This window comes from Chloroflexota bacterium (assembly GCA_026389585.1).
GTDB lineage: Bacteria > Chloroflexota > Dehalococcoidia > UBA2247 > RBG-13-53-26 > JAPLHP01.
Genome location: JAPLHP010000060.1, coordinates 1 through 16,001, shown reverse-complemented (window position 1 = coordinate 16,001; position 16,001 = coordinate 1). Strand labels below are relative to the sequence as shown.

Sequence of the window (16,001 nt, the reverse complement as noted above, 5' to 3'; positions counted from 1 at the left end):
AGCGTGAGCCGCAACAATTATAGGTTTGCATTCATTAGGTAATAATACCACACTTGGTGTTAATCTAAATTGTATATTCGGTGCTAAGGGCCTGTCATCAATTAATAGTATCATCTTGAGGCGTGGTTGGAGAGATGGTGTAGTTCCACTCTCCGTGAAACGAAGCGCTTTGGATATTGATGCCAGCCATCTCTTTGTCCGATACCTTGATTCCTGTGGGATATGACTTGGTATCAAGTTGGGATTGGACTCGAAGTCCCTCTCTTGTTGTCGTCGCAGCGATTAGGTTGACAATAACCTCGTGACTCACCAAGGGCTTCCCCCGCCAATTCTGACTGATGAATGAGAATAAACGGTGTTCAATCTTGTTCCACTTGCTGGTTCCTGGTGGCAAGTGAGAGACCGAGATGGAAAGGCCCGTTTCGTTCGCCAGTTTCTGTAGTTCCAGTTTCCAGAGTTTTCTCCGGTAGCCATTGCTGCCCCCACTATCAGCGGTAATAAGCAGTTGTTTTGCCTCCGAGTATCTCTCCTCTCCCATCAACTGCCACCATCGGCGGATGCTCTCTACTGCAAAAGCAGCGGTATCATGATCGATGCCGACATTGACCCATCCCCAATTCCAGGTTACGTCATATACGCCGCAGGGAGAGTCCTTCCTCAGTTCAGGAATCTCAAAATCGTGAACCCGCACCTTTTCCGGGTTGCCCTTCGGGCGAAGTTCCCTGCCACCATTCTTGAAATCACCGACCAGTTCCTTTTTCTTGGTGTCAACTGAAATGACTGGCTGCTCGATGGCCTGATATTGTTTGACTTTGTTGTTGATATACTCGAACTGAGCATTGCGATCGGGATGTGACGCTCCCTCAAGTGTCTTTCGATTAGCTTGAAGGCTGTAGCCCATCTTGTGTAGAAGTTCCGCCACCAGTTTATGACTGGTTCGGTGTCCCTTTTGATTGAGTTCATCAGACAGCTTGCGCACACTTTTACACGTCCATCGCAAGGGTGATTCGGGGTCTCCTCGACTGACAGGTTCAATCAGACTCTCAAGGTACTGTCTGAGCACGGGGTCCTTGTCAGTGGTTCGCTTGCGTCATGGAAATCCCACCATAGCCAATAGCGGTGGCTTCCGCTGCAGCCACAATCCTCCGAAGACGCTCATCAAGAAAGCCTGCCAAGGCTTCAAATCGTTGTTTGATCAAATGCGTATCCATGTCCTAAATATAGCATAGAATAATATAACTTGCAATGGTTATTTAGTGACAGTCCCTAAGCATGTTTGCACCTGTGGAAGAGGATGACGCTGGACTTGCCCAGTTGGCTGAAAGATTAGAAGATGCAGATGTTGGCGGCCTGCTGGATTTCACCGAAAAGATTTAGAGGAAGCTGAAAGGTTAGCAGCAGATATATGGTCTTCTGTATCTCATCCTGGCAATAGTTTCGCATCTGAAAATATTGAGGCGCTTCTGGTATCGTCACTTCTCGTATTCAAAGACCCTTACTGCTGGAACTGGACTTGTCATGGTTGTCACTGAAGATTCAGAATCATAGGCTGGCCCAAAGTGTTCGAGTTTGTCCAGAGTTATTGGACTGCCAAACGGATTGGGGCTGACTATCTGATAATGGTCTTCTGATGTCTGTTTTGGCGTATTTTCCGCGATGTAAGCTGATGCTTCTTCGTACGTAGGGAATTCCTGACGGTCAGTTATATACTTGACGAATGTATTCTGATCGGTTTTCCTTAGTTGCCACGAGATCACTGTGCATGTCTCAGGAGTCACTGCCTTTCCTCCAAAATTGTAGAGCCTGACACATAGCGAGCGGTAGTATTCTGGGAAGTACATTACTATGAGTTCCTTCGCATTTGGGTCATAGAACTCGTCAAAGAAATCCACCGGGTACGGGTATCCTGTGATACTAGATTTCACCACACGGCCACCGGAGCGAGCTACCTCCGCATAGAAGAAGCCTGAGGCGTTTTGGTAATCTATGATGAGGTACTCTGAGCGTAGATCATCCATTAGTGTGCTGGCTGAAGCCTCGTCCTGGGCGACAAAGAGCTGCGCTACCTCAGATCTTCCCAGGGTTGCTCCTGAGCCGGGGTTGTCGCTTGGTATGCGGTGGGCGATTCTGACTATCCAGTAGCCATAGTCCCACCACGCGGTTACCCCGTAGGCAGTCTCGGGGTACTCGAAGAGGGTCGCATAGCGTTCGTAATAGAAATCAGGGTTGCCAAAGGGCTCCGGGGTGTTCTCTTCTGATCTTAGCCAGGAAAGTACCTCGCACCAGGCATCGCTGGGAGCCCCAGCAGGAACCTGACTGGCCTTAGCTCTTGCCTTACCTATATTGGGGAAGAAAACCAGGAAGAAGAGCACTATCGCTGTGAGCGTGACATATACCCATCTGGCAGGAATACGCACGTCACTCAATCGGAATTTCTTTGGCTTGGCCTTCACCTTCTTTCTCTTTGGGAGAGGTAATTTGGTCGCAGATTCAGGAGCTCTTCCTTGCAAACCGACAGAGCGGAGTATCTGCCATGAGAGGTAACCGGTAAGGAGGGCGACATTGACAGCGAGATAATAAGTGTAACGAAACTGTGCTAGTGTGGCTGCCAGAATCACCAGAGTCCAGACGATAAGCAGTGTCTTGTCGGCCTCACCACGCTTCTTCACCAGCACGTAGACCAGCAGGCCCAACGCAACTAGGCTGAGAAATGAACTGGTAGTGAAGGTTTCCCAAGTCAAAGTAAATGAGAACTTACCCCCGGGAAACAGCAGGGGATACATTTCACTGTTAGCTGTGTGAATGTCCCAAGAGAAAATTGCCAGACTGTCCACCATTGACTTGAAGAGGGCAGAGTCAATAGCGTATAGAACGCCGAGGGCAGCCAATCCTGCTCCCGACAAGGCTAATGGGTAGTAGAATGGCCTGAGCTTTCTGTGTGACATCAACCTGGAGACTGTAGTCAGGGCTATTGGGACAATTAGAGCAATGGCCAGTGAGGCCAGGAATAGCTTGTCTCGATTAATGGGCGCAGAGATCACCAACGCAGTTGACAGAGTGATAACGCCAACCAGGCATAGATAATCAACCGGTTTCTGCCTTAGATGATCGATTGTGAACTGGATCAGGAAGTAGATAGTGAGGATAAACACAAAGAGCAAAGCACCCATCCAGCTAATGAGATAGATGCCAAGAAAGACGCCGGCAAGAAGACTGTAGATCATAGGTCTGGTGATGGATGTCTTATTTGGGTGCCTGAAATGGGCCAGGGTCAATTGCTCGCGCTTGGAGTTCTTGATGGCCAATATGAGGAACAGCATAGCAGTGGTGGTGAAGAAGGCCTCTGCAACGTGGTGGTCGGTAAAACCCAGAGTTGACCGGTGTAGGAATTCGCCGGGAAGGATGGCTATCAGCCCGGCTGAGACGATACCAGCCCAGCGGTTAAATAGGCTCTTGCCGATGAAGTAAACCGGTATGACAGTCAGTGCACCCAGGATAGCGGGGAAATAGGCGGCGACCACATTTACGGTATGCTCAGTTGGTGACCCCAGGCCAATGAGCCAGATGATGCCGGCAAGAAGATAGTCAAAGAAAGGGAAATGGCTGCTTGTTGAGCCACCGCCAGGAAAGAGCATATATGGGTCGAAGGAATTGAGGTGGGGAAAGTTGTGAACCAGGTTATCAATTATGCGTATGTGGTACCAGGCGTCATTACCAGTGAACTTTACCTGCTCGCTTCCAAAGACCAGATGGTAAGGGAAGGCGATGCGGAAATACAGGGCGATGCCGAGAAACAAGGCCAGCAGTGCTCCGGTGATGATTTTCTGGCGTAATCTGTTATCCTTTATCACTTACTAAACCTGCTGGCTGGTATTCTGTGTTTGTGCTTATTGCGTTGTTTCCAGATTTAGGTGCTGCATTTGTCTCAGAGAGGGTTTCTGTCTTGGAATGCCTTTTGGAATCGCCGATAAATATATCAGAACAGTGGCGAACAAGCAATACGTACGCAGCCTCTGGAATAAAACCGAAAGAATTGTTCCTTGCAATTGAGACAGGCTCTTTGACGGCGGGCGATTTTGAGGGCTAAAATGAGGATGATCTTGCGGGAGTAACTCAGGTTGGTAGAGTACCTGCCTTCCAAGCAGGTGGTCGGGGGTTCGAATCCCCTCTCCCGCTTTTTCTATTTTGGCCAATTCCCCTGATCCTGCTGAGTATTTCGTATTATCCATTCCCCTTCCTGTCGAGTTTCATGTTCATGTGATATCCAGGCTATCAAGTACTTACAGCCTATTATACTGTCATGTGGTGTATGGATTATCACTTTTTGGCAGTGGGGGATCTGTCAAGTTAACCCTGAAGGAGGAGGGGTGGGCGTGAAAGAGGAGAGGCAAGAGACGAGGGATTCGAAATCAGATGTTGCAGAAGATGAGAACGCAGTCGTTTTCAGGGCTAATCAGCAGAAGGCGTTCGAGGCGATAAGAGAGGCTATTGTACAGAGGATGACTAACTTCAAGACCGAAACAAAAGCAACCTCGGGGTTAGATGAACTGGAGAGGCTTGCCTCTCTACGGGACAAAGGAGTCATTACCGAGGATGAGTTTGCACAGAAGAAGCGGCAGCTCCTGGGTCTGTGAAAGAGCCCTTTGAAATCATGAGGCTGAACTACTATAATTGGCTTGCTCAGGAGGAGAGGTTCAAGGGGGCTCGTAGCTCAGTGGCAGAGCGGCCGGCTCATAACCGGTTGGTCGTTGGTTCGAATCCAGCCGAGCCCACACCGATAGTGGGCTTTCGTATATTTGTGGCAAACTTGGGGAGGCAATATGCAGCTACATGAAAGGCTAATGGATCTACTTGGTCACGAGGTTTTGATAATTGCCGAGGCTGATGGTGCAGGTAGAGGCATCCCCAGCGGAATAATCAAAGAAGTTGGCCCCGATTTTGTGATAATCGGTGCCAAGGGTGAGCGTACTGAATCAAGCTCTGACTGGTGGATAAGGATGGAGGCGATTGTTGCTATGGTACACTCCTCAAGCTGCGCCAGATGTGCCACAGATGCGGCCCGTTAGTGATTCGAGGTTGTCTCCCTCTGCGCCAATGTGAGTCTGGTTATCTACTACAGCTAATAAAGTCAATCTCACAAGACCAGATTAGGATTTCCTCCAGCTTCCTGTCATAAGCGTTCTGCTGCTCTCAGTTTGGCGCTGCGACTACGCGGGTTATCTTTCCTTTCCGCCATTGATGGGGTGATCACCTTTCGATTGACAAGCTTCAGCGTGGGATTATGTCCACAACTACAGACCGGTACGTCCGGAGGGCAGAGACAACCCTTTGACTCTCTTCGCATAAATTGTTTCACCAGGCGATCCTCCAGGGAATGATAACTGATGACGACCAGCCTTCCTCCTGGATGAAGAAGATCGATCGTTTGTTCAAGGGCTTCCTCAATATTGGTCAGTTCCTGGTTAACAGCGATACGCAGTGCTTGAAAAGTCCTTGTTGACGGGTGAATCCTGCCGCGGCTCCCTCCTGAAGCTTGCCCTACTATGTTGGCCAACTGCAGCGTTGTATTGATGGGACGGTGGCTGACAATCTTTCTGGCTATGTGACGGCTTTGGGGCTCTTCGCCATACTTTCTGAGAAGAGCAGCAAGGTCGCCCTCCGGGAAGTTGTTGATGATATTAGCTGCAGTGATTGGCTGCCCTGGATCGAAGCGCATGTCTAAAGGAGCATCGAACCTGAAGCTGAATCCCCGCTCTTCATCCTCCAACTGGAGCGAGGAGAGCCCCAGGTCAAACAGGATGCCCTCTACCGGATAGAAACTGTGTTCCCGACAGATGTCCCGGAGAGATCTGAAGTTCCCGTTGACGAGGATGGCAGCTCCGCCGTAATGTTCGAGCCTTTCCTTTGCTACCTCTATGGCCCTGGGATCTGCATCTATGCCCAGGAGCGAGCCTCCCGGCAGCAGGCTTTTCTCCAGGATGGCAGCGGCGTGCCCTGCTGTGCCCAGAGTGCAGTCGATGTAACGGCCACCCGGCCGGATGTTCAGGAGATCGATCACCGTTTGGAGAAGTACAGGTACATGGATCACCGCTGGTTGCGGATTTTTCAGTGGAGTTCTCAGTGGCATTCCTCTATGCCCTTGCCGTTTTGCCAATCTCGTCTTTCCTTCTCCGGGGATTATGAGGCACTCATTCCATGTCCCGGTTGCTCTTTATCCCACAAGTCTTCCTCCCCGTCAACATCAATGCTTGTGCTCTAACCATAGCCTGTGGATTCTGCTACGCTCCTCTCAATGACACAAAACAGGTTGTTCACCAACCGCTGCTATTTCAGGGCTGATCCATCTGTTGAAGATATCAGACATCCGTTTTCAGTGCCACTGAGATGGAATTTGGCCAACTCGTCACGTTGCTAGAACCATAGTGGAGCAACTATAATCAAGCGATGCAGGTACAGCAGAGACACTCGTGGCAGGTGACCCCGGCCGAAGCCCAGGCAATCCAGCGGCGCTTGGCATCCCTGGTGTCCAGGGAGAATGAGGTTGATTTGCCCAGATTGGTGGCCGGGGTGGATATCTCCCTGCCTCGTGTCGGCGGGATAGCCACCGGGGCTGTAGTGGTTCTGGACTACCCCCGGTTGACTGTGGTGGAGACAAGGGTGGTGGAGCAGAGGGTAGAGTTCCCTTACGTGCCCGGACTGCTGTCGTTTCGCGAAGCTCCCCTGATCCTGGCGGCGTGTGAAAAGTTGATCTCGACTCCAGACCTGATTCTGGTCGATGGCCAGGGGCTGGCCCATCCAAGGCGGATAGGATTGGCTTCACATATTGGACTTCTCCTGAATGTGCCTACTATCGGTTGCGCTAAGTCCCTCCTTTGCGGCAAACATGAAGCGGTAGGTGCGGAGGTGGGCAGCCTGGCGGAGATAGTAGATAAAGGTGAAGTTGTTGGAGCAGCGCTGCGCACCAAAGTGGGGTCGAAGCCACTCTACATTTCCATTGGGCATAAGGTGGATTTGCCCTCAGCGATATCATGGGTGATGAAATGCTGTCGAGGCTACAAGCTTCCCGAGCCAGCGCGCTTGGCTCATATGGCTGCCTCAGAACATCTGCCCGGCGCCAATGGTGAAGCACACAGCAAGGCAGCCGCGTCTTCTAGAGATGATTTTTCAGTACGTATTGGAAATTAGGAGGAAGGATTAGAGATGCAAACTGAGAAGGCGAGGCTGGAAGACTTACATAGCCGAATTTCTGCTATGATGGTGCGTCTTTGACATAGTAGGAAAAGAGAAGGAGATCTCTGAGCTAGAGAAGAACTCCAGCGTCCCTGATTTCTGGCAGAATCCGGCCCAAGCGAATCAGATCATGCGTCGGCTCAGCGCGCTGAAGGAAGAAACCCAAAGCTGGCGTGGGCTGGAAGGCAAAGTCAACGAACTCAAGGAGTTGGTTGACCTCGCACTTCAAGAAGGGGACATTTCTCTGGAACAGGAAGTCCGCTCCGAAATAGATCGGGTATCCTCCGATCTGGAGAGGCGCGATTTTCAACTGCTTCTCAGCGGTGAATATGACAAGCGTGATGCTATTGTGGCCATCCATGCAGGTGCTGGAGGCACCGAATCTCAGGACTGGGCGGAGATGCTATTGAGAATGTATCTGAGGTGGGTGGAGAAGCGGGGCTATCGGGCTGAGGTACTTGATACCTCACCCGGAGAGGAAGCAGGGATAAAGAGTGCTGTGCTGGAGATCAGGGGGAATCTTGCCTATGGCTATCTCAGGTCGGAGCATGGTGTGCACCGCCTGGTTCGCCTTTCTCCCTTTGATTCGGATCATGCCCGGCATACCTCATTTGCCTTAGTGGAGGTATTGCCTGAAGTAGAGCAAACCATGGAGGTAAAGATAAATCCTGATGATCTAAAAATAGATACCTTCAGGTCAAGCGGCCCAGGTGGTCAGAACGTGCAGAAGACGAGTTCGGCGGTCAGGATAACGCATATCCCGACCGGGCTGATAGCCACTTGCCAAAGCCAGCGTTCTCAGCACCAGAATAAGGAGGTAGCCCTCAAGGTGCTGCAGGCTCGACTTCTGGATGTGGAGTGGAACAAAAGGGCTGAGGAGAGATCAAGGCTCAAAGGCGAGCATGTCGCGGCTGCCTGGGGGAACCAGATACGCAGCTATGTTCTCCACCCCTATAAGATGGTAAAGGACCATCGGACTGGCCTTGAAACCAGCAATGCGGCAGCAGTCCTGGAGGGTGACCTGGATGAGTTCATGGAGGTTTATCTGAGGTCACAAATAGGCAAGGGATCATGAAGAAGTCATTTACTATTCATGATCTGCCACCCATGGAGCGTCCCAGGGAGAGGCTTCTTCAGTTGGGCCCTGAAGCCCTCTCTGTGCAGGAACTGCTGGCGCTGATCCTGGGCCGGGGGGTAAGGGGTGAATCGGTGATGCTGACTGCGCAGCGATTGCTGAGCGGATTTGGAAGTTTGCAGGGCATAGCTGATAGCTCGATAGGGGAGCTATTAGAGATCAAAGGCATAGGCCTGGCCAAGGCGGGACAGCTTAAAGCTGCCTTCGAATTAGGCAGGAGGCTGGAGGGTTATCCTGAGGAAGACAAGACTGCCATAAAGAACCCTGAGAATGTGCTTAAAGAGGTCGGGGGCAGGCTCAAAGGTAAGAAGAGGGAGCATTTCCTGACGCTCCTCTTGAATACCAGAAATAAGGTAATAGGAGTAGCCCCGGTCTCCATAGGCAGCCTTGACTCCAGTATTGTCCACCCAAGGGAAGTGTTCAAGGAAGCGATATCAGCCAGCGCTGCCTCGGTGATCTTTGTGCACAATCACCCTTCCGGCGACCCCCAGCCATCGGAAGATGACATAAAACTCACCAGACGGCTGGTTGAAGCCGGTAACATTGTGGGCATCGAGGTTCTGGACCATGTCATTGTAGCTGACAGGTCATATGTCAGTCTGAAGGACATGAAGCTGATGTAGCTTCTGGGTAGAAGTGTTGTTGAAGGGTCAGGGAGTATCTGTGATGAAAGAGCAGGCGGGTATGGAGTTCACCAAATTGCAGGCTACGGGGAACGATTTCATATTGATAGATGCCACTGGGTTGCAGCGAGATTGGCCCAAGCTCGCCAGGGCTATGTGCCATCGTCGCTTTGGAATAGGCAGTGACGGTTTGATATTGCTGTTGAAATCAAGCAGCGCGGATTTCCGTATGCGGATGTTTAATCCCGATGGCTCAGAGGCCGAGGTCTGTGGCAACGGCCTGAGGTGTTTTGCCAGATATGTGATCAGTAGCGGGCTGGCTGACGCGGATAGGGAAGTGACCATTGAGACGACGGCCGGTGTTAAGAGAATCAAACCACTTGGCAGTGGCAGTCGTTTTCAGGTAGATATGGGAGGGCCGCAATTCAGACCGGAGGACATTCCTCTGGCGGCCAAGGTAGAGGCGATACCTGTGGTGGATTATGGGGTCGATGCCGGGGGCCGGGAGTTGCTGCTGACCTTTGTTTCCATGGGAAATCCTCATGGCGTATGCTTTGTGGAAGATGTGGACAAATTCCCCTTGACAGAGATGGGTCCTCTGGTGGAGAATCACAGGCTGTTTCCCCGCCGTCTGAACTTCGAAATAGCTCACGTTGTATCACGCAGAGAGGTGACGGTGCGGGTATGGGAACGTGGTGCCGGGGAGACCCTGTCCTGTGGCACAGGCGCCTGTGCGGTGGCCGTTGCGGCACAACTGCATCATTATGTTGATAGTAAGGTTGATGTGGTGTTGCCCGGGGGCAGGCTGAGCGTGGAATGGGATGGCAAGGGCGCAGTCTATCTCAGCGGGCCGGCTGAGATGGTTTTCACGGGGCACTGGCTGGACTAGGCCGGCATCTATTGGAGGAGCAATGAGGGTTTCTAGACGTATTGAAGAGCTGCCACCCTATCTCTTTGTACGGATATCTCAAAAGATAGCCGAGAGAAAGAGCAGGGGAGAGAAGGTGATCAGCTTTGGCATGGGCGATCCTGATATTGCGACGCCGGACAGTATTATCCAGAGGCTATGCCGGGAGGCGAAGGTGCCGGCCAATCACAGATACCCGGAAACCTATGGCCTGCCCGAATTCCGTCGGGCTATTGCCCAGTGGTATGAGCGGCGTTTTGGGGTAGTCCTTGATCCTGACAAAGAGGTACTGCCTCTGATCGGTTCAAAGGAGGGTATCGGGCATATTGCCTTTTGCTTTGTAGATCCCGGCGATATTGCCCTTATCCCTGACCCGGCGTATCCCGTTTACTCTGTGAGCACGATGTTTGCCGGCGGCGAGGCTTACTTTATGCCCTTGACTGAGGACAACGGTTTCTTGCCTGACCTGGAGCGGGTGCCGCCGGAGGTGGCGCGCCGTGCCAAAGTGCTGTGGTTGAATTATCCCAATAACCCTACGGGAGCGGTGGCCGGGATCGATTTCTTCAAGAAAGCTGTGGCGTTTGCCAAGAAATATGATCTGGTGGTTTGCCATGATGCCCCTTACACTGAGGTTGCGTTTGATGGCTACCGGCCGCCGAGTTTCCTGGAGGTGCCGGGCGCGAAGGACGTGGGAGTGGAGTTCCATTCTCTGTCCAAAAGCTATAACATGACAGGATGGCGGGTGGGGATGGCGGTGGGCAACGCGCAGATAAGGGATGCCCTGATGAGGTTCAAATCGAATCTAGACTCGGGGATACCCCAGGCCATCCAGTATGCGGCCATTGAGGCGCTGCGCGGAGACCAGAGTTGCATTGAGGAGCACAATGCCATTTATCAGCGGAGGCGTGACCGGATCGTCAAGGTGCTCCGTGAGGTGGGGCTTCGGGTAACTCCTCCCAAGGCCAGCCTTTACATCTGGGCGGGGATTCCTGATGGCTATACGTCGGCAGAGTATGCCACAAAGCTGCTGGATGGGGCCGGCGTGGTGGTTACGCCAGGCACCGGCTATGGCAAGTATGGAGAAGGGTACATTCGTCTGTCACTAACCGCGGCGGACAGTGAAATTGATGAAGGATTGGAGTGTCTGCTGGCGTGGAGCAGGTCGCAGGCCGGCAGGAAGTAAAGTAATTTGACATAATGACCATGTCATCAGCTTTGCCCGGTAGCTGGCTGAATTGGGTTGCTGATTGACATAAATTGTTGACATAATGTTGACCGGCTGACATAAGATGTTGACATAAAGGAGGCACTATTTCCAAAAAAAAGATATTTTCCACTGCCGAGGTCCGGGAAAAAGCCTTCCTGGTGGCGGTAGAGATGAAAGACAACAGGGACAGATGGATACTGGAAGACTCGCTGAGCGAGCTGGCGAGCCTGGCCGATACGGCCGGTGTAGAGGTGGTGGGCCAGATGGTACAGCGATTGGAAAGGCATACGCCCATGTATTTGGGCAGCGGAAAGCTGAAGGAACTGGTGGCCCTCAAGGAGGACATAGGATACAACGTGGTGATCTGTAATGACGAGCTTTCGACGCGGCAACAGAGCAATCTGGAGGATGCTTTCCTTGATGTTAAGATTATCGACCGGACGGCATTGATTCTGGACATATTTGCCAGGCGGGCACAGACACATGAGGGGAAATTGCAGGTAGAGTTGGCGCAACATCAATATCTACTCCCCCGTCTGGCCGGACAGTGGAGCCACCTGGAGCGGTTGGGTGCCGGGATAGGAACCAGGGGCCCGGGTGAAACGCAGATAGAAACTGATAGACGTCTTGTTGAGCGAAGGATTCAACGGTTGAAGAAGGAACTTGAAGATGTACGAAAGCATCGCGCTCTTTACAGAACACAGCGCAAGAGAAGCGGCGTGCCGATTGTGGCGCTGGTGGGCTATACCAATGCCGGCAAAAGCACATTGCTGAATGCGCTGAGCGGTGCTGACGTGTTTGTAGAAGACAAGTTGTTCGCTACTCTGGACCCCACGACGCGCCGTCTGAAGTTGCCTGATCAGCAGACCGTGCTCATGACGGACACCGTTGGCTTTATTCATAAGCTGCCTCCTACAGTAGTGGCTGCTTTCAGAGCAACGTTGGAGGAACTGAGTGAAGCAGATTTGCTGGTTCACGTAGTAGACATAACGCATAAGAATGCTGCCGAGCAGTACCAGACTGTGGAGGACATATTGATTGAGCTGGGTCTGGATGCCAAGCCGAGATTGACAGTGCTCAATAAAATAGACCTGTTGGGCAGCGATGGCTTAGTGAAAGAAGATTTGGAACAGCGCCTGCAAGTGAACCTGCAGGGCATGATACCCGTGAAGCTGGAGGGCATGATACCCGTTTCGGCGAGCCAGGGGATCGGCCTGGACGGTCTCCTGCAGCGCATCTCAGAGATTTTGATTATGTCAAAGGATTGACAAAGAGGCCCCCGAAATGGTAACTTCGCAAAAGTGCCGTTATGCGAACCGTGATTTAGACGGGTAAAAAGGCTGCTATGACTACCGGTGAAGCAATCGACCAGTTCCTGGAATACATGGAGGTTGAAAAGGGTGCTGCCCCGCTGACCATCAAGGTCTACCGGCACTATTTGAAGCGTTTTTCGGAATGGCTGGCGGAGACGTCTCCCGGGATAAAACCGGAGGACATCGACCTGGAACTGGTCCGAAAATACAGGCTGTATTTATCACGGATAACCGGTCGTGACGGCTTGCCCCTGAAGAAGATCACTCAGAGCTATCACATTATCGCTCTCAGGGCCTGTCTGCGTTATCTTGTAGTCCAGCGTAATATCTCAACGCTGCCGCCGGAGAAGATAGATCTCCCCAAGGTTACGGCCAGAACGGTGACTTTTCTCAATCCGGATCAATTGCAAAGACTCTTAAACAGTCCGGACACTTCAGACGTAATAGGTTTAAGAGACAGAGCTATCCTGGAAACCCTGTTCAGCACCGGCCTCAGGGTCTCCGAACTGGCGCGGCTCAATCGAGACCAGGTAGACCTGGAGCGCAGGGAGTTCGGCGTGGTTGGCAAAGGAAGTAAGCCACGGGTGGTGTTTCTGTCCGACAGCGCTGTAGAGTGGATCAGGCGTTACCTGGACACCCGTGAGGACCATTTCAAGCCGTTGTTTATCCGGTATTCCGGCGGCGTAGACATGTCAAGGGACGGGCAGAATATGCGGTTGACGTCCCGGTCGATACAGCTCATCGTGGCCAAATATGCCAGAATTTGCGGCCTGCCTGTAAAGGCCACTCCTCATACGTTGAGGCATTCGTTTGCCACAGACCTGTTGAGAGCTGGCGCTGATATTCGCTCGGTTCAGGAGATGCTGGGGCACGAAAGCATCAGAACGACACAGGTCTATACCCATGTCACTGACAGGCAACTGAGAGAGGTGCACAGGTCCTTTCATGGTAGGAAGAAGGAAGACGGGGGTGCACCGGAAGATGTGCCCCCTGAGCATAGTTCCTAAACATTACCTTAAATATTATGTCAAGTTTACTGCTTGACAGTGTTATCCAGGGCTCATTAAACTTCCACTATAGATATAGAGCGGGTGTAACTCAGCGGTAGAGTGCTTGCTTCCCAAGCAAGGAGTCGCGAGTTCGAATCTCGTCACCCGCTCCAACTATTCAGGCCAGCAGCCCTCTCGGTTCCAGTTCATCGGCGACGTCTGCAAGGCCCAGCTCTGCGAGTTTCCATCTCGTCTGCCTGCCGGTGGACACATCCCACCCTCTCAGTTGATAGTATTCTCCTTTGATCTTCTCGAATTCTCCCTTGTCCAGTGTCATTCCCTTTCTGGAGGTGGGTTTGCCATTGGGACCAGGTACCAGCATTTCGGTATTGAGGACATCGAATTTCAGTGGAGTGCTGAAGCTGTACTCCGGGAGTGTGTCGCTGGGCCGTCCATGGTGACCTTCGCGAGCCAGGATGGCCCTCTGAAGATTGAAAACCTTCTCACCCAGGCGGTAGAAACCTGTTTCGTCTACCTCGTTTCCAGTGACTGCCGAGAGGAATCTGCTTTCAAGCGAGGGGTCGCCGACATGGTCTGTGGTGTTGAGCGAGGTGATCACCGGCCACCCATAGTCGCACAGGATAAGGCATTCCCCGGCATACTCGCGGTCCTGAATCAGCTTTGCTGCCAGTGCCTTTCCTTCATAAGATGAGAGGTCAGCGGCAGCCTGGCTGCCGAAGAACCTGGCAGCAACATCGCGAAGGACCGTGCTGGACATGTAGGCGTCTTTCAATCCCTGCGCCCAGCCAAGCCACTCGAGTATGGGTATGCACACTTCGTGAAGCTCCTGGATCGGCATCCTGACTTCGGTAGCGTACAGCAGCCCGTTAATGACATAGGTGCGGGCACCGTACTGGTCTGGCTGCTGCGCCTTGTGAATCAGGTCACCAATCTTGTCTCGTGCTCCTTTCCCGACGGCGTCCGCCGCCTTCTCGATGCCCTGAGCCAGCAGATCACCAAAGCCTTCCCTATAGGCGATCTTGCGAAGCAGCACGTCAGCATATTCCAGGCTGCCGCTCCTGGAAAGAGGCAGGCCCGTTTCCTCTTCGCTAAGGATACCCTCCCGGTAGCACCTGGAAAGCCAACTCATGATCGCATGCACAGCCATGGTGTCGATTCCATAGTTGTCGCAGAGCTTGGTGACGTAAAACGGCACATCTCCTTCCTTGCCCCGGCCATAGTACTGCTGAGCCCTGATCTGATACAACAGGGCGGACTGACAGAAGAACTTACCTTCAGCGCCGTTTTCTGCCTTCCAGGCTATCCTGCCACATAATCCGGGGCATCCCCAGCAGTGATCCCGCCTTGTCTTGCCTGCCACATTGGCAAAGTACTGTTCGTTCCAACCCCCTCGCAGTTGGCGATAGTAAAGCACTAACTCCCGGAGCCTGTCAGGGTAGGCAGCGGTCAATTTAGTGTTCCCCTTCACAAGGGCTATGGCCTTGAGATTCTTCGCCCCCATGACTGCCCCAAAGCCGCTGCTGCCGCTGGCGTCTTTGTCAGCCAGCAGGTTTGCCATAACGACCATGTTTTCTCCTGCCGGGCCGCATGCCACCACATTCACAGAGTCTCCCAATTCCGATTTGAGCATCTCCCGCGCCTCAATAGCGCCCTTGCCCCAGAGATGGCCGGCATCTTGCAGTTGCGCCCCGGTCTGTTCAACCAGAAGGTAGACCGGCCTGTCAGACCTCCCCTGGACAATGATGCCGTCGTATCCAGCAGATTTTAGAGCAACCCCCCAGGTCCCTCCGAGGTTGCTGTAGCAGAAATGCTCCGGGACTGTAGCTGGAGATTTACCGCACGCCTGCCAGCGGGAGCTGGCGAATCCGGCAAAACCGACGAGCGGCCCGGTAAGAAAAGTCAGGCGGTTCTCAGGGCTCAGAGCCGGAACCTGCGGCGGCACCTCGTCCCAGTGGATCCTGGCTGCAATGCCCCGTCCCCCGACGAATGCAGTATAGTCGGACGTGGGCGCAACTGAGATGTGCCCTGATGACAGGTCCACTCGCAAGATTCTGCCTGTGTAGCCGTGAGAATTCGCCATCAATTATTTGCTGCCACCTGTCACATTGTCACAGCAAACTGCAACCGGAGTCAACGCACGTCACACATCTCTGCCTTGGAGATGATTGGACATTATGTCAACTTGTCCCCAGCCCATATCAGAGTCTAACTGCACCTGAAACGCGGATCAGAACAATCAGCGGTTCGATGGGCCTGAGCCCCTTGCCGAATCGCGTGCGGATGTGCAAGGCCCCCTTGAGTACGAAGCGCTCGGCGTGGGGTGAACAGGACAACGTTGACAAAAACGTATGTTGTTGTCCAGCGAAAATGTCACCCTAATTGTTCAGCGAATTTGTCACCCCTTGTCATAAAAGGCTTTGTAAGATCTGCGCCAAGGATGATGCGGACCTGGCTTGTGTCCATTACTGCGGAGCAGGCGTTTGACCATGACGTCAGATGTTGGCCTGTTGGACCGCAGCTGGCCGCTATCGGGTGGTGCCTCCGTAGTAGGCAAGCGCTGTCCCTTATAGTACACG

At 52.7% G+C, this 16,001-nt stretch carries 12 protein-coding genes, 3 tRNA genes and 2 pseudogenes; 12 read left to right on the top strand and 5 right to left on the bottom strand.

The features are described from left to right. Positions 1-97: 97 nt before the first annotated feature. Both NTZ04_04785 and NTZ04_04780 read right to left on the bottom strand, forming a co-directional pair. Positions 98-1,211, bottom strand: a pseudogene (locus NTZ04_04785) (ISAzo13 family transposase). Positions 1,212-1,472: 261 nt separating this feature from the next. After that, entirely contained in the window at positions 1,473-3,851 is a 2,379-nt protein-coding gene (locus tag NTZ04_04780) for an oligosaccharyl transferase, archaeosortase A system-associated (GenBank protein ID MCX5991625.1), read from the bottom strand. 251 nt (positions 3,852-4,102) lie between these two features. Between NTZ04_04780 and NTZ04_04775 the strand changes: the two genes are divergently transcribed. The 4 genes from NTZ04_04775 (at position 4,103) to NTZ04_04760 (ending at position 5,066) form a co-directional block, all read left to right on the top strand. Further along, positions 4,103-4,176, top strand: a tRNA-Gly gene (locus NTZ04_04775). A gap of 197 nt (positions 4,177-4,373) precedes the next feature. Continuing rightward, positions 4,374-4,634 (top strand): SHOCT domain-containing protein, encoded by a 261-nt coding sequence (locus tag NTZ04_04770; GenBank protein MCX5991624.1) that lies wholly within the window; start codon positions 4,374-4,376, stop codon positions 4,632-4,634. Positions 4,635-4,700: 66 nt separating this feature from the next. After that, positions 4,701-4,772: transfer RNA gene (locus NTZ04_04765), tRNA-Ile, on the top strand. A gap of 48 nt (positions 4,773-4,820) precedes the next feature. Further along, the gene (locus NTZ04_04760) at positions 4,821-5,066 is read left to right on the top strand and encodes a hypothetical protein (protein ID MCX5991623.1); all 246 of its coding nucleotides are present in this window, start codon (positions 4,821-4,823) and stop codon (positions 5,064-5,066) included. A gap of 104 nt (positions 5,067-5,170) precedes the next feature. Here NTZ04_04760 and rsmH read toward each other — a convergent pair whose 3' ends face one another. Beyond that, positions 5,171-6,127 carry a 16S rRNA (cytosine(1402)-N(4))-methyltransferase RsmH gene (gene rsmH / locus NTZ04_04755; GenBank protein MCX5991622.1) on the bottom strand — a complete coding sequence of 319 codons (957 nt, stop codon included), beginning with the start codon at positions 6,125-6,127 and terminating at the stop codon, positions 5,171-5,173. 317 nt (positions 6,128-6,444) lie between these two features. Here rsmH and nfi point away from each other — a divergent pair. The 8 genes and pseudogenes from nfi to NTZ04_04715 all read left to right on the top strand — a co-directional run bounded on the left by nfi (position 6,445) and on the right by NTZ04_04715 (position 13,577). Continuing rightward, positions 6,445-7,095 (top strand): annotated as a pseudogene (gene nfi / locus NTZ04_04750) (deoxyribonuclease V). Between the two features lie 105 nt (positions 7,096-7,200). Next, positions 7,201-8,305, top strand: a protein-coding gene (gene prfB, locus NTZ04_04745; protein MCX5991621.1) for a peptide chain release factor 2 whose coding sequence is annotated in 2 segments (ribosomal slippage) — positions 7,201-7,266 and positions 7,268-8,305 — 1,104 coding nt in all. Because the reading frame shifts where the segments join, the coding sequence is not laid out codon by codon here. Next, a complete protein-coding gene (gene radC / locus NTZ04_04740; protein ID MCX5991620.1) occupies positions 8,302-8,988 on the top strand; it encodes a DNA repair protein RadC in 687 nt (228 codons plus the stop codon). Before prfB ends, radC begins: the two co-directional genes overlap by 4 nt. A 61-nt stretch (positions 8,989-9,049) precedes the next feature. Further along, positions 9,050-9,877, top strand: coding sequence for a diaminopimelate epimerase (gene dapF / locus NTZ04_04735; protein MCX5991619.1), 828 nt, complete (start codon positions 9,050-9,052; stop codon positions 9,875-9,877). A 22-nt stretch (positions 9,878-9,899) separates the two neighbouring features. Beyond that, complete coding sequence (locus NTZ04_04730; GenBank protein MCX5991618.1) at positions 9,900-11,078, top strand: LL-diaminopimelate aminotransferase; 1,179 nt, start codon at positions 9,900-9,902, stop codon at positions 11,076-11,078. Between the two features lie 182 nt (positions 11,079-11,260). Next, positions 11,261-12,370: a GTPase HflX gene (hflX, locus tag NTZ04_04725; protein ID MCX5991617.1), complete on the top strand. Its 1,110-nt coding sequence runs from the start codon at positions 11,261-11,263 to the stop codon at positions 12,368-12,370. Positions 12,371-12,447: 77 nt separating this feature from the next. Further along, positions 12,448-13,422, top strand: coding sequence for a tyrosine-type recombinase/integrase (locus NTZ04_04720; GenBank protein ID MCX5991616.1), 975 nt, complete (start codon positions 12,448-12,450; stop codon positions 13,420-13,422). A gap of 80 nt (positions 13,423-13,502) precedes the next feature. After that, positions 13,503-13,577: transfer RNA gene (locus NTZ04_04715), tRNA-Gly, on the top strand. Positions 13,578-13,582: 5 nt separating this feature from the next. Here NTZ04_04715 and NTZ04_04710 read toward each other — a convergent pair. Beyond that, positions 13,583-15,505 carry a hypothetical protein gene (locus tag NTZ04_04710; GenBank protein ID MCX5991615.1) on the bottom strand — a complete coding sequence of 641 codons (1,923 nt, stop codon included), beginning with the start codon at positions 15,503-15,505 and terminating at the stop codon, positions 13,583-13,585. A gap of 315 nt (positions 15,506-15,820) precedes the next feature. Then, positions 15,821-16,001: hypothetical protein (locus NTZ04_04705; GenBank protein MCX5991614.1), on the bottom strand; the 181-nt coding region annotated here is incomplete at its 5' end.

What these genes read in the sequence shown, in the direction of transcription:
- NTZ04_04760 (MCX5991623.1), top strand. Translation starts at nt 4,821, where the DNA reads ATGCAGCTACATGAAAGGCTAATGGATCTACTTGGTCACGAGGTTTTG.
- rsmH (MCX5991622.1), bottom strand. Translation starts at nt 6,127, where the DNA reads ATGCCACTGAGAACTCCACTGAAAAATCCGCAACCAGCGGTGATCCAT.
- radC (MCX5991620.1), top strand. Translation starts at nt 8,302, where the DNA reads ATGAAGAAGTCATTTACTATTCATGATCTGCCACCCATGGAGCGTCCC.
- dapF (MCX5991619.1), top strand. Translation starts at nt 9,050, where the DNA reads ATGGAGTTCACCAAATTGCAGGCTACGGGGAACGATTTCATATTGATA.
- NTZ04_04730 (MCX5991618.1), top strand. Translation starts at nt 9,900, where the DNA reads ATGAGGGTTTCTAGACGTATTGAAGAGCTGCCACCCTATCTCTTTGTA.
- NTZ04_04720 (MCX5991616.1), top strand. Translation starts at nt 12,448, where the DNA reads ATGACTACCGGTGAAGCAATCGACCAGTTCCTGGAATACATGGAGGTT.
- NTZ04_04710 (MCX5991615.1), bottom strand. Translation starts at nt 15,505, where the DNA reads ATGGCGAATTCTCACGGCTACACAGGCAGAATCTTGCGAGTGGACCTG.